The organism is Nocardiopsis sp. NPDC058631 (genome assembly GCF_042716955.1).
Classification (GTDB): domain Bacteria; phylum Actinomycetota; class Actinomycetes; order Streptosporangiales; family Streptosporangiaceae; genus Nocardiopsis.
The window spans coordinates 1-25,518 of record NZ_JBHXQY010000094.1 but is presented as its reverse complement, the minus strand read 5'-3'; the positions used below and the strand labels follow the sequence as shown (position 1 = coordinate 25,518).

Annotated in this window: 19 protein-coding genes; 4 read left to right on the top strand and 15 right to left on the bottom strand. The window is 75.2% G+C overall.

Features of this window, described 5'->3' with window-relative positions:
• Positions 1 to 133 precede the first annotated feature (133 nt).
• On the top strand, positions 134 to 736 hold the full coding sequence (locus ACFWTE_RS24315) for a pyridoxamine 5'-phosphate oxidase family protein (RefSeq protein ID WP_378782189.1): 603 nt from the start codon (positions 134 to 136) through the stop codon (positions 734 to 736).
• Positions 737 to 817: 81 nt separating this feature from the next.
• Here the strand turns inward: ACFWTE_RS24315 and ACFWTE_RS24310 are convergent, their stop codons facing one another.
• The 6 genes from ACFWTE_RS24310 to ACFWTE_RS24285 form a co-directional block, all read right to left on the bottom strand.
• Complete coding sequence (locus ACFWTE_RS24310; protein WP_378782188.1) at positions 818 to 2,296, bottom strand: UDP-N-acetylmuramoyl-L-alanyl-D-glutamate--2,6-diaminopimelate ligase; 1,479 nt, start codon at positions 2,294 to 2,296, stop codon at positions 818 to 820.
• A 228-nt stretch (positions 2,297 to 2,524) separates the two neighbouring features.
• Positions 2,525 to 2,671: a hypothetical protein gene (locus ACFWTE_RS24305; protein WP_378782187.1), complete on the bottom strand. Its 147-nt coding sequence runs from the start codon at positions 2,669 to 2,671 to the stop codon at positions 2,525 to 2,527.
• 316 nt (positions 2,672 to 2,987) lie between these two features.
• Complete coding sequence (locus ACFWTE_RS24300; RefSeq protein WP_378782186.1) at positions 2,988 to 4,517, bottom strand: alpha/beta hydrolase; 1,530 nt, start codon at positions 4,515 to 4,517, stop codon at positions 2,988 to 2,990.
• Positions 4,518 to 4,735: 218 nt separating this feature from the next.
• Positions 4,736 to 6,301 carry an alpha/beta hydrolase gene (locus ACFWTE_RS24295; RefSeq protein WP_378782192.1) on the bottom strand — a complete coding sequence of 522 codons (1,566 nt, stop codon included), beginning with the start codon at positions 6,299 to 6,301 and terminating at the stop codon, positions 4,736 to 4,738.
• Positions 6,302 to 6,643: 342 nt separating this feature from the next.
• Positions 6,644 to 8,806: a CRISPR-associated protein gene (locus ACFWTE_RS24290; RefSeq protein ID WP_378782185.1), complete on the bottom strand. Its 2,163-nt coding sequence runs from the start codon at positions 8,804 to 8,806 to the stop codon at positions 6,644 to 6,646.
• Between the two features lie 192 nt (positions 8,807 to 8,998).
• Entirely contained in the window at positions 8,999 to 9,391 is a 393-nt protein-coding gene (locus ACFWTE_RS24285) for a hypothetical protein (protein ID WP_378782184.1), read from the bottom strand.
• A 361-nt stretch (positions 9,392 to 9,752) separates the two neighbouring features.
• On the opposite strand from ACFWTE_RS24285, the gene ACFWTE_RS24280 reads away from it, so the two are divergent.
• Positions 9,753 to 10,898 carry a hypothetical protein gene (locus ACFWTE_RS24280; protein ID WP_378782183.1) on the top strand — a complete coding sequence of 382 codons (1,146 nt, stop codon included), beginning with the start codon at positions 9,753 to 9,755 and terminating at the stop codon, positions 10,896 to 10,898.
• A 69-nt stretch (positions 10,899 to 10,967) separates the two neighbouring features.
• Here ACFWTE_RS24280 and ACFWTE_RS24275 read toward each other — a convergent pair whose 3' ends face one another.
• From ACFWTE_RS24275 to ACFWTE_RS24250, 6 genes are all read right to left on the bottom strand, one after another.
• Positions 10,968 to 13,250, bottom strand: coding sequence for a TIGR03986 family CRISPR-associated RAMP protein (locus ACFWTE_RS24275; protein WP_378782182.1), 2,283 nt, complete (start codon positions 13,248 to 13,250; stop codon positions 10,968 to 10,970).
• Entirely contained in the window at positions 13,244 to 14,005 is a 762-nt protein-coding gene (locus tag ACFWTE_RS24270; protein ID WP_378782181.1) for a hypothetical protein, read from the bottom strand. The genes ACFWTE_RS24275 and ACFWTE_RS24270 overlap by 7 nt, the downstream gene beginning before the upstream one ends.
• 78 nt (positions 14,006 to 14,083) lie before the next feature.
• Positions 14,084 to 15,673, bottom strand: coding sequence for an RAMP superfamily CRISPR-associated protein (locus ACFWTE_RS24265; protein ID WP_378782191.1), 1,590 nt, complete (start codon positions 15,671 to 15,673; stop codon positions 14,084 to 14,086).
• A gap of 47 nt (positions 15,674 to 15,720) precedes the next feature.
• Positions 15,721 to 17,586, bottom strand: a complete 1,866-nt coding sequence (locus ACFWTE_RS24260) for a hypothetical protein (RefSeq protein WP_378782180.1) — start codon at positions 17,584 to 17,586, stop codon at positions 15,721 to 15,723.
• An 82-nt stretch (positions 17,587 to 17,668) separates the two neighbouring features.
• Positions 17,669 to 18,352 carry a hypothetical protein gene (locus ACFWTE_RS24255; protein WP_378782179.1) on the bottom strand — a complete coding sequence of 228 codons (684 nt, stop codon included), beginning with the start codon at positions 18,350 to 18,352 and terminating at the stop codon, positions 17,669 to 17,671.
• Positions 18,349 to 20,265 carry a hypothetical protein gene (locus tag ACFWTE_RS24250; RefSeq protein WP_378782178.1) on the bottom strand — a complete coding sequence of 639 codons (1,917 nt, stop codon included), beginning with the start codon at positions 20,263 to 20,265 and terminating at the stop codon, positions 18,349 to 18,351. The genes ACFWTE_RS24255 and ACFWTE_RS24250 overlap by 4 nt, the downstream gene beginning before the upstream one ends.
• Positions 20,266 to 20,503: 238 nt before the next feature.
• On the opposite strand from ACFWTE_RS24250, the gene ACFWTE_RS24245 reads away from it, so the two are divergent.
• Positions 20,504 to 20,689 carry a hypothetical protein gene (locus ACFWTE_RS24245; protein WP_378782177.1) on the top strand — a complete coding sequence of 62 codons (186 nt, stop codon included), beginning with the start codon at positions 20,504 to 20,506 and terminating at the stop codon, positions 20,687 to 20,689.
• Positions 20,690 to 20,942: 253 nt separating this feature from the next.
• Here ACFWTE_RS24245 and cas6 read toward each other — a convergent pair whose 3' ends face one another.
• Entirely contained in the window at positions 20,943 to 21,902 is a 960-nt protein-coding gene (cas6, locus tag ACFWTE_RS24240; protein WP_378782176.1) for a CRISPR system precrRNA processing endoribonuclease RAMP protein Cas6, read from the bottom strand.
• 88 nt (positions 21,903 to 21,990) lie between these two features.
• Positions 21,991 to 22,521, bottom strand: coding sequence for a DUF1697 domain-containing protein (locus ACFWTE_RS24235; protein ID WP_378782175.1), 531 nt, complete (start codon positions 22,519 to 22,521; stop codon positions 21,991 to 21,993).
• Positions 22,522 to 22,705: 184 nt separating this feature from the next.
• Here ACFWTE_RS24235 and ACFWTE_RS24230 point away from each other — a divergent pair, with 184 nt between their 5' ends.
• A complete protein-coding gene (locus ACFWTE_RS24230; protein ID WP_378782174.1) occupies positions 22,706 to 23,734 on the top strand; it encodes a hypothetical protein in 1,029 nt (342 codons plus the stop codon).
• 13 nt (positions 23,735 to 23,747) lie between these two features.
• Here the strand turns inward: ACFWTE_RS24230 and ACFWTE_RS24225 are convergent, their stop codons facing one another.
• Positions 23,748 to 25,442: a cation acetate symporter gene (locus ACFWTE_RS24225; protein ID WP_378782190.1), complete on the bottom strand. Its 1,695-nt coding sequence runs from the start codon at positions 25,440 to 25,442 to the stop codon at positions 23,748 to 23,750.
• Between the last annotated feature and the right edge of the window lie 76 nt (positions 25,443 to 25,518).

Below are 25,518 nucleotides of genomic sequence, written 5' to 3'. Positions count from 1 at the left end.
GGCCGGGTTCGGCCGGGGCGCTCGCGCGTGCGGGGCGGCGCCTGCCGCTGTGTCCGGGCGGGCCGGGGCTCACCGGGTCCCTATCGTCCGGCTGCCCGGGTCCGCACGGCCCCCCGATGACAGACTTGCCGTCATGGCAAAGATCTATGACACCATCGGCCCCAGGCTGGCGCGGTTCCTCCTCGACCAGCCGGTGTTCTTCGTCGGCACCGCGCCGCTGGGCGCGGAGGGGCACGTCAACGTCTCCCCCAAGGGCATGGGCGGCACGTTCGCCGTACTCGGCGAGGACCGGGTGGCCTATCTCGACTACACCGGCTCGGGGACGGAGACCATCGCCCACCTGAGGGAGAACGGGCGCGTCGTCCTGATGTTCTGTGCCTTCGACGGTCCGCCGTCCATCGTGCGCCTCCACGGCCGGGGGCGCGTCGTCCTGCCCACCGACACCGGCTTCGACGAGCTGCGCTCCCACTTCCCCAAGGAGCGCGCCCTTGGACAGCGCGCCGTCGTCGTGGTCGACGTCCGGCGCGTCTCCGACTCCTGTGGTTTCTCCGTGCCCCTGATGGACGTGCGCGGCGACCGCGATCTGCTGGACCGCTCCCACGAACGCCGCGATCCCGACTACTTCACCGACTACTGGCGCACCCGCAACGCCACCAGCATCGACGGCCTGCCCGGCGTGCCCGGGCCGGACGACTCTGCCGCGGAGCCTGCCGGGGGCGCTCCGGCCCCGTCCTGAAGGGGACGGCGGAGCCGCGCGGTTTCCTGTCGCCGGGATCTCCGGCACCGCTCGCCCTCACGGCGCGGGCGAGGCCGCGGCTCAGGCCAGGGAGATTTCGCGGACGGTCGCCATGTCGTCGAAGGGGAGCAGTTCGTCGCCGACGATCTGGTACGACTCGCTGCCCTTGCCCGCGAGCAGGACGACGTCGCCCGGCCCCGCCTCGGCCAGGGCCGCGGTGATGGCCGCGCGGCGGTCGCTGACCCGCTCGAAAGGGGTGCCGGTCGCGGTGATCCCCGGAGCGATGTGGTCCATGATCACCTCCGGGTCCTCGCCGCGCGGGTTGTCCGAGGTCAGGAAGCACAGGTCGGAGTAGGTGCCCGCGATCTCCCCCATCTGTACCCGTTTGGTGGTGTCGCGGTCCCCTCCGCAGCCGAAGACGGTGAGGACCCGCTCCCGCGCGAATCCGCGGATCGTCTGGAGGACCTTGTCCAGCGAGTCCGGCGAGTGGGCGTAGTCCACGATCACGGAGACCCCGCCCGGGGCGTCGAAGTGCTCGAACCGGCCGGGGATCTGCGGCATACGGTCGAGGGCGGCCACGAGGGAGCCCAGGTCGTGGCCGAACCGGTGGCAGGCGGCCACGGCCGCGAGCGCGTTGGAGACCGAGAACTTGCCCGGGACGGGGATCGCCGCCGGGTACTTGCGGCCGTCGTGGTGTAGGACGAAACGTGTCCCCGAGGCGTCCACGACCAGGTCCGTCGCCCGGTAGTCGGCCTCGGCGTCGATGCCGTAGGTGGTCACCGCGCCGGGCATCATGGCGGGGATCGTCTCCCCGACCGGATCGTCGGCGTTGACCACGGCGTGGCGGCACATGCCCTGGAACAGGCGCAGCTTGGCGTCGCGGTAGTTCTCCATGGTGCCGTGGTCGTCCAGGTGGTCCTGGGTCAGGTTGGTGAAGATCCCCACGTCCACGAAGGAACCGTCCACGCGGTGGTGCAGCAGCCCCATCGAGGTGGCCTCCAGCACCACGCTGACGGTGCCCCGGTCGCGCATGCGCCCCAGGAGGTACTGGAGGTCGGGGGATTCGGGGGTGCTCAGCACCGACCGGGGCATCGGTACGGGGTCGCCGCCGGTGCGGCTGCCGGAGGTGCCGATGACCCCGACCCGGGCGCCCTTGGAGATGCTCAGCAGTGATTCGTACATGGACGACACCGAGGTCTTCCCGTTGGTCCCGGTGACCGCGACCACGTCCATCCCCCGTCCCGGGTGCCCGTAGTAGCGCGCGGAGACGACCGCCGCCGCGGTGCGGGCGTCGGCCACCAGGACCACGCACGCGTCGGGGTGCGAGGACCATGGCGGGGTGCCGGGCGGCCCCGCCTCGACGAGGACGGCCGACGCGCCCCGGACGAGGGCGGGTACGGCACCGGCGGTTCCGCCCCCGTCGTGTCCGGGCACGGCGACGAACAGCGAGCCCGGGGCCACCCGGTGGACGTCCAGGCACGGTCCGGCGGTGACCTCGGTGTCCGGGTCGCCGTGCAGGACCTGGTGGTCGTGGCCTTCGAGCAGTTCGCTCAGCTTCACGAGGGTTCCCTTCGGGTGTGGCGCGGTCCGTTCGCACGGACGGCGCCGGTGGGCACGGCCGACGGGATGCCGAGGGCCGGCGGAGAGAAAGAGGGGGTGTTGCGTGGCGGGCCGGTGGGGGCCGGCGCGGGGCCCTGCCCGGAGCCGGGGGGCGCACCGTGTGTGCGTGGAGGCGACGCGCGTGGGCGCGGACGGGCAGGGACGGTCGCGGTAGCGGGAGGAAGGTCGCTAACCGTGGCCGTGGAGAGCCCTGAGACCGGTCCGGGGAGCCTCGGGCACGGCGGAGGTCGATCCCGTGACGGTGGAGGGGGCCGCGGTGGTCGGGTACGGGGCGGTGAGGGCCGAGCCCTGTCCACACGCGCGAGTAGCGGCCATGCTCCGAGTGTACGCGCCCGGTCGCGGAGGGCGGCGGGCGGCGTGTCCTTACGGCACGGGGAGAGGTACCGGGCGTGGCCGGGCGGACCGGGCGGGTGTCGTCGGCGGACGGGGCCGCGGTGTGTCGGGGCGGAGCCGGGTGGTCGTTCCGGGGCAGCCGGGGACGCGAACGTGTACCGACCGAGAAGGTTCACAACTCCGCCCCCCTCCGTGATCCTGTACTTGTGGCGGGTTCGGGCGCCCACACCGTCCACACGTACGGGGTCATCCAGGTCAGAACCCCTCGCGTCACACCGGCAACGGTTCGGGACAGCCCTCAGGAGAGGACCTGCGGGCAGGTCAGTCCCGGCTCCGGTACCTTCCCGGTGATCAGGTACTCGTCCAGGGGTCCGTCCACGCAGGCGCTCTTGCCCACCCCGTACACGGTGTGGCCGCCGCCCTCGTAGGTGACCAGGACCGAGGTCGTCAGCCGGGCGTGCATGCGCTCGGCCCACCGGTAGGAGGTCACCGGGTCCCCGAGGTTTCCCACGAGCACGATCGGCGGTGCCGCGGACGCCGTGAACTCCTGGGCGCCCGTCTCGGCGAGGGGCCAGCGGGCGCACGGAGTCGTCTCCCACACGGGGGCTCCGCCGAACAGCGGCGCGCGGAGCTCCGCCGCCTCGACGGCCTCCTGGTAGACGCGCAGGTCCTTCGGGTCGTCGCGGTCGGCGCACATGACGGCCGTGTAGGAGTCCGCCCTCTCGCCGCTCTCGGCGCCGAACGTGCGGTCGAACATGTACTCCAGGTACCGCTCGTACGTCTCGGAGCCGGTGTCGCCCCCGGCCAGGGCGGTGAAGAACCCGACCAGGTAGTCCCACGACCACTCGTCGTAGAGCTGTGTGCCCACCATCTCCATCAGCATGTCACCGGTGACCGTCCGGCCCCGGACCGTCGGCCGGTCCTGGTCGAACCGCTCCAGGAGGCGGAGGGTCTCCTTTCCCGTGGCCCTCCCCGACGTGAAGGGGCAGTCCTTCGCGGTCTCGACGCAGTGGTCGCCGACCATCTCCCAGACACGTTGGAATGCCTCCTGGGTCTCCACCGCGAGCCGGACGTTGGACGGCGCGGTGTCCACGACCCCGTCCAGGACCAGCGCCCTCGTACGGTCGGGGAACATGTCCGCGTACAGGGCCCCGATGTGGGTTCCGTACGAGTAGCCGACGTACGTCAGCTTCTCGTCGCCCAGGGCGTCACGGAGGAGGTCCAGGTCACGGACCACGTTGACGGTGCCCATCCGCGACAGGAAGGCCTCACCGACCTCTTCGGCGCAGCTCGCCCCGTAGTCCTCGGCCGCATCGCCCAGCCCGCGCAGTTCCGTGGCGGTCGCCTTCGCCGCGTCCTCGGGCACGAGGCGCTCCAGCTCCCGGTTCCAGGTCCGCGACCCACCGCACTCCAGGCCCTCGCTGCGCCCGACCCCGCGGGGATCGAACCCCACCAGGTCGAAGGCGGACTGGACACGCTCCCCCAGCAAGGGGTTGCGCATGCCGTCCACCGTCGAGACCCCGGGGCCCCCGAGGTCGACCACCAGTGAACCCCTGCGCCCGGTCTCCGGCCCGTGCGCGGGCCTGCGGGTCAGCGCGATCGCGACCGTCTCCCCGCGGGGGCGGCCGTAGTCGACCGGAACCGTGAGCGTTCCGCACTCCAGCTGCGCCATCCAGGCGGGGGTGCCCTCGCCCGCGTCGGCGTCGACCGCGTCCAGCTCCTCCCGGGTGAAGCAGGGGCTCCAGGCGACGTCCTGGCCGTAGAACGGGAGTGGCACGCCGACGTCGGCCGGGAGCGGTGCGAACCCCGTGGTCGCCGCGAGTACCACCGCGAGTCCTCCCGCCAGGAGCGGTGCCCCCGCTCCGCCGAACCGCCCGCCAGCACCCGTATGACGCCTTGTCCGCACCGTTGCCCCGTTCCCGTCAGCGCCGACCGGCCACTGCCGGGGCCTTTCGCACCATCCCAGCGGAGAGGCGGGCGATCACGGACGGTAACATCCCGTTCGGGAGGTAAACAGTCGGTCTTGATTGGTGCCGCCGCCCCTGGTCAGGTGCGCGGGCAGGTGAGACCGGTTCGCGGCACCTCCCCCGTCAGCAGGTAGGCGTCCACGGGTCGGTCCACGCAGTCGCTGCGCCCCTTCCCGTACAGCGTGTGGCCGGCGCCCTCGTAGGTGACCAGCACGCCCGTCTCCAGCTGCTCCGCGAGTTCCTCGGCCCACGCGTAGGGGGTGGCCGGGTCCCCGACCGTCCCGATCACCACGATCGGCGGCGCGTCCGGGGCCGTGAACCCCGTGGGGGCCTCCTCGCTCTCCGGCCAGTACGCGCACGGCAGCTGTTCCCACACCAGTGCGGGGCCGAACAGCGGGGACAGCCCGTCCGCGCGGTCGGCCGCGTCCCGGTAGTCCGCCACGTCCTCGGGATCGGCGCGGTCGGCGCAGTTCACGGCCGTGAACACGGCGTTGGCGTCCTGGTGCTCCATCCGCGGGTCGACGTCCTCGGGGTCGACGTCCTTGTACTTGCCGAACGTGTTGTCGTACAGCTCCCCGAGGTGGCGCGCCGTTCCCTCCTCGTCGTCGCTGCCGAGCGCGACGAGCAGCTCGGCCAGGTAGCCCCAGCTCTCCTCGTAGTACAGCTCCATGCCGATCATCCGGAGCAGGGTCGCCCCGTCGACCGGGATGCCCTCCGCCTCGGCCGGGTCCCGGTCGAGTCCGGCCATGAGCTCCCCCATCCGGGCGTCGGCTCCGCTCCCGTCCGCACCCTCGGGGGCGGGGCCCGGTTCGGCGAACGGGCACCCCTCGACCCCGGCCGTGCAGTGGGCGACGAACATGTCCCAGGTGTTCTGGTGGGCGGCGACCTGGTCCAGGGCGACCCCCGCGTTGGACAGCTCGGTCTCCACCGCACCGTCCAGGACCAGTGCCCGCGTCCTCTCCGGGAACATCTGCGCGTGGAGGGCGCCGATGTGCGTCCCGTACGAGTAGCCCACGAAGCTCAACCGCTCGTCGCCGAGCGCGTCCCGGATCACGTCCAGGTCGCGGACGACGTTCACGGTGCCCAGGTGGGCGAGGAACTCCTCCCCCACCGCCTCCGTGCACGACTCGGCGTAACGGCGGGCGGCGTCCTCCAAGGGTTGGAGCTCCACGTCGGTCAGGTCCGCGGGGTCGATGCCGGCGATGCGTTGGAGTGCGTCGTCCATCACGTACTGGTCCCCGCACGCGAAGCCCCCGCTCTCCCCGACACCGCGCGGGTCGAAGGAGACCAGGTCGAAGGCGGCGCGCACGTCGTCGCCGAAGAAGGGGAAGTCCAGCATCTCGATGCCGGAGACACCGGGCCCCCCGGGGTTGAGCACGAGGGAGCCCCGGTGCTCCTCCGCCGGGCCGGTGGCGGGCGCCCGGATCAGGGCGATGTCCAGCAGCGTCCCGTCCGGCCGGTCGTGGTCCAGGGGGACGGTGACGGTCCCGCACTGCAGGATCTCCAACCAGTCCGGATCCGCGCCCCAGTCGGCGAGCTCACCGACCTGCTGCTCGTCGTAGCAGGTCCGCCAGTCCACCTCCTGCCCCGCGAAGGGCCCGTCCTCTCCCGAAGACCCCGGAGAGCACCCCGCGGCCACCAGCACCGCCGCCGCGGTCCCGGCCAGCGCGGCCCCCGCGAAACTCCCCGTCCCAGCTCCCGCGCCGCCACCGGCGACCGCTGCTCCCCCGACCACGCGCGGCTCCGTTCCCGCCCCCGCGCCCCCGCGCGGCGGCCGTGTCACACCGGGACCGGCTCGTCCCCCACCGGAGAGGGTGCCTCACGGGGCCGGGGCGATCCACCCGCCGACCCGGCGCGAGCCCCGGAAAACAGAAGTGTCCGTCCCCGGTGGCCGTCCCTCCCCTCGACCGCCGCTCCTGCCCGGGCAGGAGCTGGTCGGGGAGGGCCGGGGCCCGCACCCTCGGGGCTCCCCCGGCACAGGCGGGGCTCAGAGCAGGCTGACGTCGGTGTCGAACAGCTCCGGGAGGGCCTCCGGGGACGCCACCGCCACGAGCGGGCGCAGTGGCTCACCGAACCCGATCCGTGCCGGGTCCCCCCTTCTCCCCTCCTCTGCCTGGGTGATCCAGTCGACCAGTTCGACCGCGCGGCTGACGTCCCCTCCGGGACGGGTGAGGGCGACCACGGTCCCCGCCACGTCGCAGCCCGTGTTGAGGAGCAGGGTCGCCGAGAACACGCTCTGCGCCCACGCGCCCCGGCCCACCGGGTGCGCGTCACCCCCGGGGGTCCGGCGCCGGGTCCAGCCGGGGGCGGCCAGACCCACGGCACGGTCGTCGAAGGTGAGCACGAGGCTGGGCCTCTCCTGGGCGGACAGGCACTCCACCGGGTCGCCGAGCGAGTCGTCCATCCACACCCCGACGGGGCCGCCGGCCGCCCGGACCAGGGCGGTGCGGGCGGCGTCGAGCAGACCGGTGTCGACCTGGCCGAGGGCCGCCTCGCACGCCCTCTCCGCCAGGGGGCCGGCCAGGGGCGAGTACCCCGGCAGGAGCAGCGGCCAGTCCACGCGGGCGCGGCCCCGCAGCGGCACGGCGCCGTGGGTCAGGCAGACCACGGTGCGCCGCCGGCCCAACTGGTAGGTGACGCAGGCACCCGACCGGCGGGCGGCCTGGGCCAGACCGAGGCTCATCGCCTTGGTCCCGGTGGTGATGTCGACGATCACCGGCCCCGGTGCCGCGCCGGAGCCCTGGTCGGCGATCCACCGGCGGGCGACCGCGGTGACCGCCTCCGTGTCGGACCCGTCCACCGGTTCCGGGGTGAAGCGCACGCGGTCGCGGTATCCGCTCTCCTTGAGCAGGGCCGCCCCGGGTCGGGCCTCGCCGGGGTGCTCGGCCGCGTAGAGGGTGCGCGCGGCGGCCTCGCGCACCCCGCCGAGGACGCTCTGCCGGGAGGGCAGGATGAGCGTGCTGGCGGGGCGGTGGGCGTGCACGGCGGTCAGGGTGCCCATGCGGCTGCCGCCCAGGGAGGTGACCAGGACGGGGCCGTCCCCGGGGTCGGGGTGGCGTTCGGGCGGCGGCGATCCGGGACCCCGTGCGCCGGGCGCCGCGGGGTGTGGCGTCCCTTCCGCGCCGCGCGGTGGAGCGCCCAGTCCGGGGAAGAACGCCTTGCGGACCTCCTCGAAGGAGGTCAGCCGGGCGAGCAGGTCGTCCAGGCTCCACACGTGGACGCTGCGCGCGCTCAGCGCCGGGTTGTACGCGGTGACGCGCGCGCGGAGCCCGGGGACGGCCGGCCCGGAGTGGACGAAGAGCACCTGGACGGCTCCGCCGAAGACCCGGCGGGCCTTGGTCACGGTCCACCCGGCCCGGGCGACGACGTCGTCGGGGCGGGACTTGGCCTCGACGCACAGCACGCGGTGGCGGTAGCGGACGACGGCGTCGAAGTCTGCGACGGCGCCGGCGGGGTGGAGGGGGTCGGCGACCTGCCGGGGGCCCAGGACCTCGGTCCCCTGGTGGCGGCGCGTGTGCCGCAGCAGGTGGGAGAGCACACGCCCCTCGGCGACGACTCCCCGGCGCACCGCGGGGGTCATGTCCGGGAAGCGGGCCAGGAGGGCCTGCTTGCCGCCCTGGACGAACAGGCGGACGGGTTCGGGGTCGCGGTCGTCGAGCCAGCGTGCGCCGTGGACCTCCGCGAGGGTGCGCAGGTCGACGCCGTCCCCGGCCACCGGGCGCCCCGGGTGCGAGCCGTCGGCGGTGCGCAGGAGGTCGCGCTGGGCGTCGAGGTAGTGGCGCCAGCGGAGGACCTGGGGGTGTCTGTCGGCGGGCAGCGCCTGTTCGTGGAAGAGGGCGGCGGCCACGCTCATCACCTTGGTACCGCCGGTGTAGTCCAGGAACCAGGGTTCCTCCCCGTTGTCGCGGTGGAACGCGGCCAGGGTGTCGGTGACCGGTCCGAAGTCGTGGGGGTCGGGTCCCACACTGGCCACCCGCACCGACGCGCGGTCGGTGAGACGCTCCACCGCGCGGGCGACCCGGTGGGCGACGGGGAGGGTCCCGTCGCTGCCGACCAGGAGGAGGTGGTCGGCGGGGAGTGTGAGCGAGGACAGCAGGGCCGGGGTGGGGTTCTGCCCGACGAGCACGACGGCGGTTCGGGGACTGTCCACGGTCTCCTTCTCGGAAGGAATCGGGGGCGGTTCGGGAAAGCCCACGCTACTGGCGCGGCTCTCCTTTTCTCCAGGGAGGGAGACGTCCGGTTCTCCGATGAACGGGGGCGGGCGGAAGGGCGAGGGAAAGGGCGGAAGGACCGGGGCGTCCCCGGCCGGTCCCGCACCCCGGGGCGGGGCCGGCCGGGGCGCTCAGGCGCCGATCCTCTCCCCGGTGACGGTCGCGGCCGCGGTGGCCGCGGCGCGACCGCGCACCGGTGAACCGCTGATCACGAAGGAGCGGCACGCGGTCACCACCCCCTTCCCGTCGCGTACGAGGTCGGAGGGCACGAGCAGGTCCCGCCGCTCGGGATGTGCGGAGCCGACGACGGAGGAGACGATGAACCACACCCCCTCCTGTGGTTCGGGCAGGTTGGCCCTGGTCCGTTCCTCCGCCATCAGCGGAACCCCCGCGACCTCCAGTCCGACGGGGACGCGCACCGCCTCGACCCGGGCCGGTTCGTCGCATCGCGGCCAGCACCGGATGACGCGGGAGCTCTCGTCCACGACTGTCACCGCATGCGGCGTCAGGTTGACCACCGGCATCCGGCGCCCTCCGTTCGTCTCGGTGTGCGACAGCCGACCGGCGCGGCGCACCCCGGTCCAAGGCCTTCACCGCAGTCTCTCGGACACACGCCCGGGTGCCCTGCGGGCGTGCCCCACAGGGGAAACCGGAGAAAGAAATGGGGCTCGTGTTTCTGATGTCCATTTTATGATGATCAAAATTGGTCGACATCACTCGATAAGCCCCCCAAGAATTGACATTTCCTCCATAGCGGCCCTATTTTGCTATAAGACCTCCCGTTCACGCGGGGGTGTCACCTGAGGTCTCACGTCTCTTTCGCACGCGCTTTCCCGGAGGGCTGGGAAAGCGACCCGGCCCCGGAGCACCCGGGGAGAAGAGTTCGTGAGCACGCACCACTGCTCCGTCTGGGAGTTGTTCGGTTCCGCCGCCTTCCTGCGCGTCTTCACGCGTGTCCTGGGATGCGGGCCGTGCTCCGCGGACGGGACCGCGCAGGGCTGCTCGGGTCACTCCGAACAGTTCTGCGACTACGTCGACCTGTGCGCCGAGCACTGCCCGTGCCCGGTACACGGAGCGGCTCCCGACAGCGTCATCGCCGTGCGCATGGGACGCGCCGCGCCCGGCGACACGGGCGTCGACCGCACCGCCGCGCACCGGCTGCGGGACGCCCTGGACGACGTGCGCCGGGACCGCTCCTACAAGAACCTGCGCCACGTCTACCCGCAGAGCGCGCCCGACGGCCGGGTCCGCTGCGCCTTCTCCGAGCGTCCGCGGCGCTGGGCCCAGCGCCGCGACGTCGCCCTGGTCGCCACGGACGTGGTGGAGCAGGAGGCGCTGGCCATGCTGGTGCTCACCGCGGGCTGGGGCAACCCCGCCGCCGACCTCCCCGAGGACATCCATCCGGGCGAGACGGTCTCCTTCACCGAGGACGGCAGCGCCGTACCGGTCGCCGACCTGAACGGCCGCACGCTCACGGCTGTCAAGGAGCCCCCCATGGTCTCGACCGCCACGGGCGACTACCTGCTCCGCAAGATGGCCGAACTGGCCGCCGGACGCGACGCCGACCCGGGCCGCACCCCCGACCAGCGGCGGCGCCTCCTGCTCCGCCGCCTCCTGCCCGAGTTGAATGGCGAGGACGTCGCCAGGCGGCTGACCGGCGTCCTGGGCCGGATGGCGACGACCATGCCCCGCCACTTCGAGCTGGTGCAGCAGGCGCGCGGCCGGGCCCGCAGCGCCCCCTACTCCCCCGTCCCCGACTCCGACGGCCCCGTGGAGGAGCCCTCGCAGCGGCGCGAGGTCCTCGGCGAGGAGGAGCGGTCCTGGCTGCGCCGGACCGGCCTGGCCCTGACCACGCGGGCCCAGGAGTCGAGGTCCGCCTTCGACGCCGACCCGCAGGGCGCCCTGGAGTCCCTGTTGGGCGGACTGCTCGACGAGGACGCCGGCGTCCCCCCGCTGTGGGCGGGGGCCTGGGACGACCCCGACCTTCGCGCCGACCTGGTGGAGGCGCTGGCGGAGGCCATCGACAGGTAGGCCCGTTCCCGGCCGCCGGCGCCCCGGCACACCCCGGTGGCGTCCCGCGAAGGATCCCGCCCCGGGCGGTCAGCCCCCCTGGGCCCGCCCGGTGCCGGCGAAGCGCTTGTCCAGCGGGGGGAGGACCGGGTACTCGGCGAACTCGCGCAGGGACATCACAGCCGTCTCCTCCCAGGGCAGCCGGCCGCGCCACCGGCCGGCCAGGCACACGTCCCGTGCCTGCTCCACCTCCCGCCACCGCCCCGGGTCGGGCTCGCCGGACAGGCGCCGCCCCGCCAGCGCACCGCCGAACGCGTCGAGGAACCACCCGACCTGGTCGTCGGTGGCGCGGACGACCCCCGCGGAGGGGGCCAGGTCCAGGGCGCGGGCGCGCCGGTCCACCAGGTACAGCTCCGGCCGCAGGTGCACGCTCCCCATGCCCAGCGACTTGCCCATCCCGATCTTGTGGGCGTGTCCGGGGTCGGCGGGGTCCCCACCGTCGGCCGGGTTGTCGAGGAGCAGGGCGCGCAGCAGCACGCCGAGTTCCCCGTCGGTGAGGTTGGTGAAGGTGATCCGCGCGTGGAAGGTCAGGCCGTCCCGGAGCGGGACCACGTCGCGCTGGGTGTCGCGGGGCGGCTCCGCCCTGCGTTCCGGGTCCAGCACCGCCAGGTCCAGCTCCTCCTGTGCGCGGGCGTCGTAGCGGAAGGGGGTACCGCCGCCCCGCCGGTGCCGGTGCAGGTAGACCTTGTACCCGCCCAGGCGGATCCTGCCCTCGTGCGACCAGGTGACGATGTCGGGCCGGTCCCCGGACCCGGAGTCGGGCCCCTGCACGAGGTAGTTGGCGAAGCACCCCCGCTGGGGTGAGAGCAGGCGCACCCGCAGCGCCGCCCCGTCGGGGTAGTCCGGGTCGGGGTCGAAGGAGAGCGCGTTGCCGAACGAGACGCGCCCCTTGGAGGCTCCGGCCTCCCCCTCGAAGGTGTCGGTGTCACCGAACAGGGCGCGGCACACGTCCACGGGGCGGCCCGCCCGGCCCGCACGGCCGGGGTCGCCGTGCTGGGGTCCGAGCACGGGCGCGGGGACGGCGCGGCGGATCGGGTTGTCCTCGCTGACCGCGATGCGGTAGCCGCCCGAACGGCCGAAGGACACCACCGTTCCGGACGGGTCGACGTCGAACCAGACCGGTTCGAGGCTGCGCCGGGGCAGCCCTCCGCCGCCGGCCCCGGCCACCGGTTCGCGGGCGGGTTCGGCGCCTCCCGCGCCCAGGCCGTCGGGGAAGGCCGCCCGCTGGTAGCCGGTGACCTGTTCGGCCGACTCGAACAGCTCCACCATGGCCTCGGGCACTGCCAGGCGCCCGCCGCGAAGGTCGCGGGGGCGGGGGAAGAGGTAGGCGTTGCGGCGCTCCCCGGCGGCGACGCCGGTCAGCACGACCAGGGCCTGGACGACCCCGCCGCGACCGAGGTCACGGGCGCTGGACACCCGGGAGCCGAGGTACTCCCGCGCCTGCTCGGCCGTGGGGGCGACGGCGGCGATCCGCCGCTCACCCGGCAGGTGGACGGCGTGCACCCACCGGTGCTGGAGTCTGCCGTGCTGTTCGTGCGTGGTGGGCACGTAGGTGCTGCCGCGGGGAGGGTCGGGGAAGTCCGCGACCCCGAAGTCCCAGGTGCGCAGGCTCTCGCGCAGGACCGCGAAGGACACCTTGAGCGCCTGGCCGGGGTCGGCCGAGAGCGCGGTGGCCGGGACCCCGACCACGTACCAGCGCCCGTCGGGCGGCGAGTGGAACAGGAACCCCTGCCTGGTGCGCAGCCCCGACCGGTTCCTCCGGTAGTCGGCGTGCTTCCTGGCCATGACCTGGCGGGCACGGGTGGACAGGCTGCTGTCGGCGCCGGCGGGATCGATGCGCACGGGGGCCCGGAAGAAGAGCATCGGGGTGTTGACCGGGCCGGTCTCACCACCGGTGAGCATGCGCACGGTGTTGCGGACGAGTCCGCGCAGGGTGGAGCCGGGCAGTGCGGGCAGGAGCCGGTCGCCGTGCGGGAAGCGGACGGAGGAGCTGACCCGGCCGCGTTCGGGGGTCTGGCCGACGAACGTGGGGGTGAGCGTCGTGACGGCCAGGTCGATCCACCCCGAACGGGTCCCGTCCACGGTGCGGTCGTGGCTGCGCAGCAGATCGTCCGTGGCATGGCCGGAGTGCAGGTCCGCGGCGGGCATGGGGGTCTCGGCGAGCGCGACCAGCCCGTAGGGGGCGGTGGCGTGGAACCGGCCGCCCGGCCGCTCCGGTGCGGGGTCGGTGTCCGGGCCGGAGGAGGGCGCGGCGGAGGGCTCCGGGGACGGCCTCCCCCCGAACCGGGCGGCGACTTCGCGGGGGTTCACCATCGGCGCTCCGCCTCCCCGATCTCGTCGCCGGTGCCCACGTCGAACTCCGGACCGGTCGGCTTGGCCCCGGTCCGCATCCCCGTGAGCCGGTGGAAGCCCACCCCCACGGCACCCGTGCCGGGGTCGGACGCCCAGTACTCGCGCACGGTCAGCCAGGTACCGGCGCTCTCCAGGGCGGCGCCGCGCCTGCCCGGACGCGGCCGGGGACGGCCGGTGAAGTCGGACCACCCCACCGGGAGGACGGCCAGGGAGCCCGAGGGCTCCCCGGTCACCGAGAAGGGCACCTGCCCGTCGAGGGTGCGGCTGTGCGCCGGGCCGTTCCACCCCTGGAGGAGGAACGAGCGGTCGCGCGGGCGCAGCCACTCCGGGAGGGGGGCGGGGTCGTCCGCGCCGATCCACCCGGCGGAGGCCCCCTCCCCGAGCCTGATCTGCGCGTGCGGTCCGAACACCAGGACCTCCAGGACCCGCCACCGGTCGGTCCCCGGGTCCAGGGCGGGGGCCGACAGGTGGGCGGTGGAGGGGTGGTCGGAGCGGCGCCAGCGCCCTCCCGGGCAGGATCCGGTGATCCGGCCGTCACCGAGTTCGGCGAGCAGCCACTGGGGGGCTCCCGGCGCTCCGGGGATCCCGTCGGCGCCGGTGTCCAACAGGCGGCAGCGGGTGCCGTGGGTGAAGACGTCGGCGAGGACGTCCTCCACCTGGCCGCCGTCCAGGCGCCGGACGGCCAGGCCCTCCGGCCGTGGGGGTGTGTGGTCCACCGTTGCTCCGTCTCTGTCGTCGCTCGTCTTCGCCCAGCGGTCCGGGAGCCGTACACCCGGCGGTCGCCGGTCCCCGCCTCACTCCGGTCCCCGCCCTCTCACTCCCCTTCCTCCTCCCCCTCCCCCGAGCCGGGCGCGCAGAGCGCACACCCAGCCGCGCGCGGTGGCCGCCGCCCCTCCGGCGGGGTCGAACAGCGCCGTGAGCAGATCCACCCGGTGCGGCGGTCCGCCGTCCCCCGTATGGGTGGTGAGGACGGCCCGGGTCGCGGTCAGGCGTCCGTTCCCGCTCCCCGCCCCGGCGCCCAGGGTGTCGAAGGGGACCGTCGCCAGTTCGCGTACGACGAGCGCCAGCAGCCCCCGCACCGCGTCGTCGGGCTCGCGGACGTCCAGCACCACCTCGCCGCTCCCCCCGCAGTACAGGTCGGTGGTGAACAGGCGGCCGTCCACCGCGTCGCCGAACAGGGCGTCCACGGTCAGGCGGGTGGTGGTCAGTGGCGCCCCGCCCCTCAGGTGCGGGGTGGAGCGCAGCCGGACCCGCGACGGGCTCGGGACAGCGGTCCCGGGGTCGGTGTCCGCGCCCCACCAGTGTGCGTGCCAACCCCGCCAGCGCCACTCCTCCGCCCCGAGGTGCTCGGCCGCGTCCCGGACCAGCCTGCCGCCGATCCTCTTGAACAGGGCGAACAGGGCGGTGTCGCCGAGCACCGGCGCGAGGCGGACGAAGGCCTTGTCCGGGTCGGAGACGACCGGGCGGTGCCGGTGCGCCCGGTCCACCGCGCCGAGCCTCTCGGGCGCGGGCACGTCGCCGACCATGAGCAGGCCCGGACGGGGCTCGCGCGAGGACGGGTCCGCGGGCGCGGACTGCTCGGCCACCGCCAGCGTCAGGTGGAGTTCGGCACGGTGGCGGTGGTCGCGCTGGTCGGCGCGGGCGGCCAGGTGGGCGGCCGTCGCCGCCCGCCCGTCCGCACGCAGCCGGACGTCCAGGGCGGTGGCCAGGTCGGCGGGTGCGTCCCCGAGCGCGTCGGCGCCGCGCTCCCAGCGTTCGGACCAGGTGCGGGCGTGGTAGGCGAACCAGGAGTGCTCGTCGGTGAGGTCGTGCCGCTCCACCGCCCAGTGGGTGGCGCGGACCGCGCCGTAGCCGCGCCCGGTGCGGCCGCCGACACGGATGCCGGGGCCGTCCCCGGAGAGTCCTTCGGCGGCCAGGACGAGCAGGGTGAGCAGACGCGCCTCGTCGGCCGGGGCGGGTACGTGCAACCGCAGGTGGGCGGTGAACACGGTCCCCGCGGGCAGGACCTCCCACTGCCACATGCGTCCCGGCCGGACGGTCCCTGTGGCCGGGTCCACGCGGGTGCCGACCCGGACGGCGAGCGTCGTGTCCTCGGGCAGTTCGGCACCGGCGTCGTCGACGTCCAGAGCACTGGTGAGGGGCGGGTCCGGTTCCCGGCCCGGGGCGGACCGGGACTCGGCGGCGCCGAAGAGCTCGCGCACCCGGCGGGGGTCGCCGGTGCGGGCGGCGAGTTCGTGGCGCAGCAGCCCGGCCAGGGTGGTGGCTCGCAGGCGGGGGACCCCCGTGCGCGGGTCCCGGTCCACGTGCAGGTCCACGTCGCTCTCGGCGGCGTGGCGGGGCACCGCCTGGGCGGCGCCGACGTGGGTGTCGGACATCAGGCACATCCGGACGGCGACCTCCCACAGGAGGCCGGGGCGGAGGTGGTCGGTGCTCAACCGGGGCCCCCCGGCGCGTGGCGGCCGTCCTGGGCGGAGCGCAGGAGCCGGGCGGTCTCCGCCAGCCAGGAGGAGACGAGGACCAGGGTCAGGCGTGCCGCGGCCCGCCGTTCCCAGGTGCGGGCGCGGTCGGAGAGGCCGCTGGGGTGGCCGTGCGGGGGCAGGCCGTCCGGCAGGGAGAGGTCGACGGCGGCGATCGCGTGCGCGTATCCGGTGCTGTGCGGGGGTTCGGGCCGGTTGTCGCGCCACCAGGCGACGGCGGCGCCCCCGCCCGCCAGGGATCCCAGCCATGACCGCACGGACACGGGTCCGGGGCGGCCAGGCCGGGCCAGCCGGGCGCGGGCCAGGGCGCGGGCGGCCCGGTCGTGCAGGACCTTGTGCGCGCCTGCCCGGTCGGCGTCGGCGGGGCCGTGCGCGCGGCCGGCGACGGTGCGGCCGAGTGCGGACAGGGCGTCGTCGGGGGTGTGGTGGGGGTGGACGACGACCTCGCGCAGGCGGCCGAGCAGGCTGGGGGTGAGGGGGGCGAGCCCGCGGGCGGAGTCCCGGGCGAGGGCGCGGGCGTGGTCGCGGACCGGCTGGGAGGCGGCGTTCCACAGGAGTTGGTCGTAGAGCGCGGCGAGCGGGCCCTCCCCCTCCGGGACCGCGGGGGCTGTACCGGCGGGGTCGGAGGGGGCCGGGGCCCGCAGGTCGGGTGAAGGGGGCTCCGCGTCCCGTGGGCCCGCCGCGAGCGGGACCGCGGTCGGCGCGAGCGGGCGGGGCTCGCGGGGTGGCGCGGGGAGGAGCGTGAACTGGCCGTGCCCGTCCACCACCCGCTCGCCCAGTGGATGCGCCTCCAGGTCACGGGCCTGGCCGGCGCTCAGCCCGCCGTCGAACCGCAGTCGGACCACGGCCCCCGGCCGAGCCGCCCACCGCTGGGCCATCGGCCCCCTGTAGCCCCGGTGGTAGGCGCCGAGGAGCCCGGCCTCCACGTGGCCGGCGAGCACCTGGGCTCCGGCGCCGGGGAGGCGTCGGGCGAGGAGGTCGAGCACGGCGGGCACCAGTGCTCCCGGGCTGGCCTGGCCGTGCGCTCCGACCAGCAGCGCCGGGGAGAGCAGGAGGAGGTCGACGGGGGCGCCGGGGGGCCAGTGGCGTGCGTGGAGGTGCGCGACCCGGTCGGGTGAGAGCAGTCGGCCGGGGTCCGCCGGGGCCACGCGGACGCCTCCGTGGGCCCGGGTCCCACCGGAGCCGAGGGTGAGGGTCCCGTCCGCCCCGGCGAGGACCTCGACGACACGCTCCGCGAGGTCGCGCAAAGAGGCGGTGTCGGTGGCGAGCAGCTGCCAGCGGGCCTCGAAGACCTGGCCGGGGTCGAGGCTGGTGGTGAAGAAGGGGACGCCCTGGGCCCGCTCCCCGGTGCGGGACCGGCCGAGGTACTGCTCGGCGGTGGTGCTCACGGCGGCGCGCAGGGAGCGGTCCAGGGTGATGTGGTCGCGGACCGCCCGGTAGGGGGTGGCGGGGTCGGTGTCCCCGAACACGTCGACGGTGGTGTCGCCGTCCTTGCCCGGTGTGAAGAGGTGGGCGGGGGCGGGGTAGGCCACGAGCGCCCGCGGCGGCACGCAGGCCCCGGGGAGGCCGGGGTCGGCTCCCGGTTCCAGGCGCGGGTAGGCGGGGGCGAAGCGGAGCCGGTCGCCCCGGGCCACCCAGTCGTGCAGGTCGCGCTCGCGACCGGCGCGCTGGAGGGCCGCGGCGAGCATGCCCCGCTGCGCGCGCCCGCTGATCGAGTGCTCCGAGTCGATCCGCAGCGGATCGAGGGAGGTGCGCACCGCGAGGCTGTCGGTGAGTACGTAGCGCAGCGGCAGGTACCCGCTGACGGGGAGGGGGTTCACGTACCCACCCCCGCACGCGGAGCGGTGCCCGCGGCGGGGGCGGGGCACGGGCTGCGGGGCGCGTCCTGGAAGGGGCCGGTGTTCACACGCGTGGCCCTTCCCGGTCGGACCCCTCGTTCACCGGCGCGGCCAGGCGGAGCGTCGTCGCGTGCGGATCGTCCCCGTCCGCCCCCGACAGGCGCACGTCCACCCGGCCCCGTCCGCGCGTGGCCCTCAGCCCGATCCGGGTGGTGGCCAGGCAGGCACGGGCCAGCAGCCTCCAGTGCTCCTCCCCGGGGGCGGTCGCCCAGGTCAGTGCCGAGGACAGGGCCAACCCCGGCAGGAGCACCCGGTTCGTGCGCAGCCGTCCCGGTTCAGGGGCGCCGTCCGGGCCGACCCCGGTCCCCGACTCCAGCGCGGTGTAGGCGTCGGTGACCGCGCGGCGCAGGGTGGTGCGCACGGGTTCGCCCCGACCGGCGAGGGCGCGTACGACCGCCGAGCGCACGTCGTCGTCCAGGACGGCGTGACCCACCCGCAGCATTCGGTCCGCACCGTGGGAGCGCCCCCGGCCGAACACCTCGCCGCAGGCGCCGGCCAGCTCCGGGGCGACCGCCAGCGCACCGGCCGCCCCCGCGCGCAGGCGTGCGGCGAGGCGGTGACGGGGCAGGTAGGGCAGGCCGTGCCCGTCGGTGACCACGTCCGTGTCGGCGCCCGTCCCGTCCGCGCTCGCGCCCACGAACAGCGCGGGTGAGGCCAGGCGTACGACGATGCGGTCCGGCGCGCTCACGACCGCGCGCCTTCCGGCGGCGCCGGGAGGGGTGGGCCACCGGCCCCTGTCCGCCCCTGTGGTGGGGGCCGGTGGGGATCGAGTGCCGCCGCCAGGCCCGGATCCAGGTACAGGTCCATCATCTCGACCGCGTCGAGCAACCCGCCGGGGGTCCAGCCCCGGGGGAGCCCGACCGGGGCGCCGGTCACGTGGGCGCGACGGATGAGCTCGGGGCCGGGGTCGGTACCCGACTCCAGCAGGGGGACCAGGGCCGAGACCAGCCAGCTCCGACGCCGGGTGTCCCCGCCCGCGAGCAGGCTGCCGGGGGCCGTGGCGGAGAGGTACCGGTCCAGGAAGCGGGTGAACCCGGTCCCGGTCAACGGCAGTCCGGTGCGGGGGACGGGCGCCCGACGGGCCTGGTCGAGTCGGCGCAGGACCCGGTCGACGCCGTCGAAGCGCGTCGTCCAGGCGACGGCGTGCTCGTCCGGGGCGCCGGGGGCGGCCTCGGCGAGCGCGACCCTGTGCTGTTTGGCCCGGCGGCACATCGCCTCGCACAGGTCGTAGCCCAGGGAGAGGGGCGCGCCGACCGGTTGGACCGCGACACCGACCCCGACCGTGGGCACGAAGGTGGTGTGCGCGCCCCCGTCGGGCCGGTGCACGGTCCGGCCCGCGCCGGGCAGGTCGCCGTGGGCCGCGGCGAGCGCGCGGTGCAGCGCGACCCGGGGGTCGAGGGGGTCCCCGATCCGCTCCGGGTCGGCGTCCAGCCAGTCCAGCGCGTAGCGGACCAGGCTCAGGGCGAGCCGGGCGTCGCACAGGACGGTGAGGTCGTCCCCGGCGACCACGATGGGGCGTACCGGTATCCGGACGGGGCCCGGCGGCGCGTGGTAGAGGGTGACGGGCCGGGTGGCGCCGGCGCCGGGGATGGTGGGGGCCCGGCCGGGCCCGGCGTGGACGGCGGCCGCGACCGCGCGCACCAGGACCCGGGCCAGCCCCTCGGTGAGACCGGCGATGCGGCTGGAGAGGCGGCGCTGGGCCATCGCCCCGGAGCCGGGCACGCGGGGGTCGCCCGCGCGCTCGCGGTAGGACCCCAGGATGATCCCGAGCCCGTTGACGTCGATGTGGACGACCGCGATCCGGCTGACCTCGCCGTGGTCGCGTCCGAGCCGGTCGACCTCCATCGGGAGCGCGAGCGCGGGGGCACCGGTGGCGGTGGCCGCTCCGGCCAGCCAGGCGGTGCTGTGCGCGCGGTGCCAGCGGCGGCCGATCCCCCGGGCCCGGGCGACGTCGGCGGTCACGCGCTCGTGCACGTCGGCGTGCTCGTCCTGGGCCCGGCTGCTGTCCACCGACTCGGCCGGGCCTCCGCTGACGGAGCAGACCGCGGTGATGCCGTAGCCGTGGGCGGGGGTGTGCAGCGCCGACATGTGCCGTCTGGCCTCCCGCAGCCGCTCCGGGAGGACCGCCAGGGCCTCGTCCACCCCCGGGAGCGGGGCACGGGCTCCCTCTCGGGTCCGGGAGGGGTCCGGGCCGCGGCCGGTCCCCGGCGCCGGGGTCGCGTCCTCCGCGGTGCCGTAGGGGACGTGGGCGACCACGGGGGTCAGGTCCCCCGCGCGGTCGCGGAGCCGCCGCGTGTAGCGGGCGGTGAACTCGCGTGCCGTGTCCGCGCGGGGGAAGACAGCGGTGAGCGCTCCTCCCGCGTCGCGCAGCACCACGCAGTCCGACGGGACCAGGTCGGCGATCCCGTGCTCGGCGTCGGAGGTGTCGGTCAGTTCGGCGACGAGAGCCGCCCGTCCCACGGCGTCCAGGATGCGGCGCCCGCTGTACACGTAGGCCTGGATGCCGCGCAGGTCGACGCCGACCACCACCCCGCTGGGCGGCGGCCCCCCGGCGGCCGGTTCGGCTCCGGGCGGGCGGTGCGGTGCGGGAACGGAGGTCACCGTGTCGAGTCTCCTCGTCGGCGGGTGCGGGGCGGGCGCGGGCGGCGCGGGGCCGGGCTCCTGGGGACTCCTCTCGGACGGTGCCCGCCTTCCACCGGCCGTGAGGAACCACGGATACCAGTCCGCGGCCCCGGGGTCACCCCCCGCGGTCGCGCTCGACCCCGTTCGGCTCCGTCCGGCGGAACGCTGTCCGAGAGAGCTGGGTGCACGGCCCTTCCCCGGCACGGAGGTTCTCCCCATGGCACCCCACACGTTCGAGACGGTCGCGCTGCGCGACCGCGACCAGCACGGATCCCCCGCGGCCCCGGACGCACCGGAGCTCATCCCCCGGGAGCTCGTCCCCCATCTTCGGGGGCTGGCCCGCGCCCTCCGGGAGCGGGAGACCGAGCGGACCGCGCGGGACGGAGGGGCCGCGCGCGGCTGAGCCGGGCGGGGCCGGTCGGCCCCGTGCGTCGGCCCGTGCCCGGCCGGGCACGGGTGTTTCGCCCTCCCCCGGCCGTGCGGGGGGCGGCCCAGGGAACACTGGACGGAAACGGTACACGACGGGGTGGAGGGGGAGCACCGGCTCCCACCCCCGTCCACGGGGTGGGAGCCGGTGGGACCGGGGGAACCGGGGTCCCCGGTCGGGCACCGGTCCCCGCCCGCCGTCCTCGGGCGGGAACCGGCGGTCTGCGGGGTCAGTCGAACAGCGTGCCGCCGAACTCCTCCACCTCGGCGACGGCGTGGGCGTGGGTGTCGCCCACGCGCTGGGGTGCGCGCCGGAGCGCCCGGTTGGCCATCCGCCGCGCGCGGGGGACCGCTACCTCCACCGCGGGTCGGCCGCAGGTGACCGTGTCCACGCGGACGGCGCCGAACCCCTGCGCGGTGTACTTGCCGGCGCCGGCGAGTTCGAGGAGTTCGAGGAGGGTGGCGAAGGCGTCGGTGTGGCGCCGCTCCCCGCCGGCCATGTCCAGCCGGATGCCGCCGTGCCAGCCCAGGACGGTGCGGTTGTCGGCGTGGTGGTGCTCCGCCAGCCGCACGTCCTCCCCCGGCAGGGGCGAGCGCCGCACCTGCGCCATACCTCCCAGGACGAGTTCGAGCCAGGTCTCGGCGAGGGCGGGCGGGGCGAACCTGGCCACGGCGCCGACGGCTCCGCTGCCTCCGACGATCCCGCCGCCGGAGCGGTGGACGGCGCCGAAGAGGCGCCGCGGACTGGGCCAGATGTGCGGGATGCGCTCGCCGGTGGCGTCGCGGGTGGTCATGACGACGGGCGTCCGGCTGCGCACCTCGGCGGCGCGCACCGCGGACGGCCCCCTCGGCTCGACGAGCATCTGGGCGTAGGTGCGCTCATGCGTGCGCGTGACCGAGAGCGGCACCAGCAGGTGGTCGCCGATCCTCTGCGGGTCGCCGACCAGGTCCTCCGGGTCCAGCGGGGGCCGGACCTCGTCGTCGAGCCAGGTCAGGGTCCAGTGGTGCAGGCGGTCGCCCAGGGGGAGCGGCCAGCCGTTCATGGACCACCGCTTGGCCGCGGCGTGCTCCTCGGGGGGCTGCGGCCACCACCGGTTGAGGAGGCCGTGGCAGTCCTCGGGCCTGATCGGCCGCGCCGTTTCCGACAGGTCACGCAGGATCACGGTCCACCGTCTGGGCACGGGCACCACCCCTTCGCGTGGTCATGACGGCGTCCGGTGCGCGCCGTCCTCGGTTCACCGAGGACTTCTCTCGGACAGTCGCGGCACGGTCCCGTCCTCAGTCCCCGGCCATCTCCACCAGGCGCAGCACGGTCCGCCAGTTGCGGCTCGTGGTCGTCCCCCCGACGTACCGTGCCACGACGTCCGGCAGCCGGGCGAACCTGATCCCGTCCTCGTGGCAGGTGTAGACCTGGGCCCCGACCACCGCCATGCGCTCCTTGGGGTACCGGGAGAGGTCGATGCCGGCCAGCCCCCCGGTGTCCACGGTGCCGGTGCAGAACAGGACGAGGAACCTGGAGGGGTCGGGGACGTCGAAGGGGTTGGCCGCCGCCGCGGCGCGCAGCTCACCGGCGGTCCGCACCACGGTGGGGACGTCGTGCCCGAGCACGTCCCTGATCCCGGTCCTCACCTTCTCGGCCACGGCCGCCGGGTCGGTCCCGGGGGCGCTGAAGACGGCGTTGCCGCTCTGCAGGTACGTGGCGACGCCGGTGTAGCCGAGGTCCTCGATCAGGGACCGGAGGTCGGCCATGGCGATGCGGCGGTGGCCGCCGACGTTGATCCCGCGCAGCAGCGCGACGTACCTGTCCATGCCGCCCAGCCTGCCGTCGCCGACGTCCTTCCGCAACCGCGTCCACCGGCCCCGCGCACCGCCTCCCGCGGCGGCCCGCCAGAGCAGCCGGGGCGTCCCCGGCGGTGGCGGGGGCTCCGGGTGCGTACGCTTGCACGCGTACGCGGAGTGTCCTCCTCCGACCGCACACGAGACCGGAGGCGCCGTGCCCCGCCTGAGCCACACCTTCGACATCACCGCCGTGGACCGTGAGGTGGTCGAGCGGATCGTCTCCGCCCTGCACGAGGTCGCCCGGAGCTGCCGGTTCGACGGCAGGGGATGGCTGCTCACCCCCGACGAGGAGACCCTGACGCGTCTGGAGAAGCGGGCCGACGAACTGGGGCTGGTCGACCAGGGAGCGGCCGAGCGGCTGCGCGGGGAACGCCGCGACGCCGCCGCCGAACTGCGCGGGGACGCCCCCCGCACGGAGGCCGAGGCCGACGAGCTCGCGGTGGCCGCCTCGCAGCTCGCCCTCCAGTTGCAGACCGGACGGCACCTGGAGCCCCGGAGCCACTACCTCGTCGCCGAACTCTCCCCCGAGGGCGTGCCCGTCGAGCCCGCCGACGACGAGGAGAAGGGGTGGAGCGGCACCGGGCTGACCATCACCGCCTGGGACGAGGCGGGCACCTCCTCCGCGGACTTCAGCATGCCCGACGCGGCCGGCGGCTCCGGTCCGCCGGTCACCTGGGGAACCGTCACACACGACAGGCCCGCGGGGCTGCTCACGTGGACCGGTGAGGTGAAGGTGCCCGGACGGGGGGCCTGGCTCCGGTCGGCCACGGGCGGACTCCGGTTCTCCACCGGGGACTGGTACACGGCGGTGTCCGGCCGCGGTGACGGCCGCCCGGCCCGCCTGCGTGCCCGCCACGCCCTCGCCGAGGTCGACGCCTGGCTGGCGCCGACCGCCGGGGCGGACGGCCGCTGGTCGGTGGAGGCGGTGGTGGACGTGCGCGGCAAGGGGGTCTTCCGCCCGGTGGTGGCCGCCTCCGTCTGGGCGGCCACCACGTCGTTCCGGCGGTCGGAGCGCCGCGCCGCCAAGCTGGGCACCGGTGAACCGACCACCCGGCAGCGGCTCGACCGGTCCGCCCTCGCCTGGGACAGGATCGCGCGCAACGCGCCCCTCCTCCCCGAACTGCTGCGCGACCTGGCCGGGGCCATGGCCGACGCGGGCCCCCGGGACGGTTCCCGGGGCTGACCACGGGAGCAGGTCAGTCCTGGTCGGCGCCCCAGCCCGTCAGCGAGCGCACGCGCAGCTCGGTGAACCGGGCGGTGTTGCGCTCGGCGGAGAGCAGGCTGCCCGCGATCGCGCACGCGAACCCGATCGGCACGGCGACCAGGGCCGGGTTCTCCATCGGGAAGACCTGGACGTCGATCCACGCGGGCAGCACGGACAGGTTCTCGCCGGTCACCGGATCGGTCTTGCCCGACATCACCGGGGACAGGAGCATGAGCAGGACGGTGGCGGACAGCCCGCCGTAGACGCCCCACTCCACCCCCCGGGTGTTGAAGCGCCGCCAGAACAGGGTGAGCACGATGACCGGCAGGTTGGCGGCGGCCGCGATGGCGAAGGCCAGCCCCACCAGGAAGGCCACGTTCTGTTCCTGCGCCTGGACGGCCAGCACGATGGAGACCGCGCCGACCAGGCAGGCCGAGAGGCGCGCCATCCCGACCTCCTGCGACTCCCTGGGCCGTCCCCACATGAGGATGTGGCCGAACAGGTCGTGCGCGATGGAGGACGACGAGGCGAGGGTGAGGCTGGCGACGACGGCGAGGATGGTGGCCAGCGCCACCGCCGAGATCAGCGCGAGGAGCACGGCGGCCCCCACGGGGCCCGCGGTCATCCGTCCCACCTCCTCGGCGAGCATCGGCACGGCCGAGTTGCCCGACGGGTCCAGGGCGAGGATGCGGTCGGAGCCCACGAGGGCGGCGGCGCCGAAGCCCAGCGCCAGCGTCATCAGGTAGAAGGCGCCGACCATGACGATGGTGCGGTGCACGGAGGTGCGCGCCGACCTGCCGTCGGGCACGGTGTAGAAGCGGATGAGGATGTGCGGCAGCGCGACGGTGCCGAGCACCAGTGCCAGCCCCAGGCTGATCAGGTCGAGCTTGTTGGCCAGTGTCCGGGCCGCGTCGCCGGGCACCTCCACCCCGAACCGCAGCCCCGGTTCCAGGAACGCCCGGCCGTGCCCGCTGGCCTCGGCCGCCCCACCGAGCAGGGCGCGCGGGTCGAAGGAGAACAGGGCCAGGACCAGGACGGTGAGCAGGCCGGTCGCGCCCAGCAGCGCGACCGCCTTGATGATCTGGAGCCAGGTGGCGGCCTTCATGCCCCCGTACATGACGTAGACGATCATCAGCACGCCCACGAGCACGATCGCCCCGGTGCGCGCCTGCTCCGCACCCATCCCCAGGAAGGTCCCGCCGTCGTGCAGTCCGAGCAGGACCGCGACCAGGGCCCCCGCACCGACCATCTGGGCGACGAGGTAGAACACGCACACGGTGACGGTGGAGACGGTGCAGGCCAGGCGTACCCGCATCCGGCGCATGCGGAAGGCGGGCAGGTCGGCCATGGTGAAGCGGCCGGTGTTGCGCATCAGCTGCGCCATGGGCAGTACCAGCAGCCAGGCCATCAGGAAGCCGATGGAGTACAGGAACCCGTCGTAGCCCTGGAGGGCGATCATCCCGGCGATGCCCAGGAAGGACGCCGCGGACAGGTAGTCGCCGGTCAGGGCGAGTCCGTTCTGCGCGCTGGAGAACCCGCGCCCGCCCGCGTAGTAGTCGACCGCTCCGCGGGTGGTCCGCCTGGCGCGGACGGTGACGGCGAGGGTGACCAGGACGAAGAGGGCGCACAGGCCGATCGTCCAGGCGTGGGCGGCGCCGAACTGGCCCTCCAGCGCGCTGCCCAGCACGGCCGCCGTACCGGTGTCGGCGGCGGCCCCCTGTACGTGGGCGGTGCCGTCCCCCGTGCCGCGCACGGTCTCGGCC

Excerpts from the sequence above, each read along its gene's own strand:
- ACFWTE_RS24315 (WP_378782189.1), top strand. The coding sequence starts at position 134 with ATGGCAAAGATCTATGACACCATCGGCCCCAGGCTGGCGCGGTTCCTC.
- ACFWTE_RS24305 (WP_378782187.1), bottom strand. The coding sequence starts at position 2,671 with ATGGCCGCTACTCGCGCGTGTGGACAGGGCTCGGCCCTCACCGCCCCG.
- ACFWTE_RS24285 (WP_378782184.1), bottom strand. The coding sequence starts at position 9,391 with ATGCCGGTGGTCAACCTGACGCCGCATGCGGTGACAGTCGTGGACGAG.
- ACFWTE_RS24275 (WP_378782182.1), bottom strand. The coding sequence starts at position 13,250 with ATGGTGAACCCCCGCGAAGTCGCCGCCCGGTTCGGGGGGAGGCCGTCC.
- ACFWTE_RS24265 (WP_378782191.1), bottom strand. The coding sequence starts at position 15,673 with ATGTGCCTGATGTCCGACACCCACGTCGGCGCCGCCCAGGCGGTGCCC.
- ACFWTE_RS24245 (WP_378782177.1), top strand. The coding sequence starts at position 20,504 with ATGGCACCCCACACGTTCGAGACGGTCGCGCTGCGCGACCGCGACCAG.
- ACFWTE_RS24235 (WP_378782175.1), bottom strand. The coding sequence starts at position 22,521 with ATGGACAGGTACGTCGCGCTGCTGCGCGGGATCAACGTCGGCGGCCAC.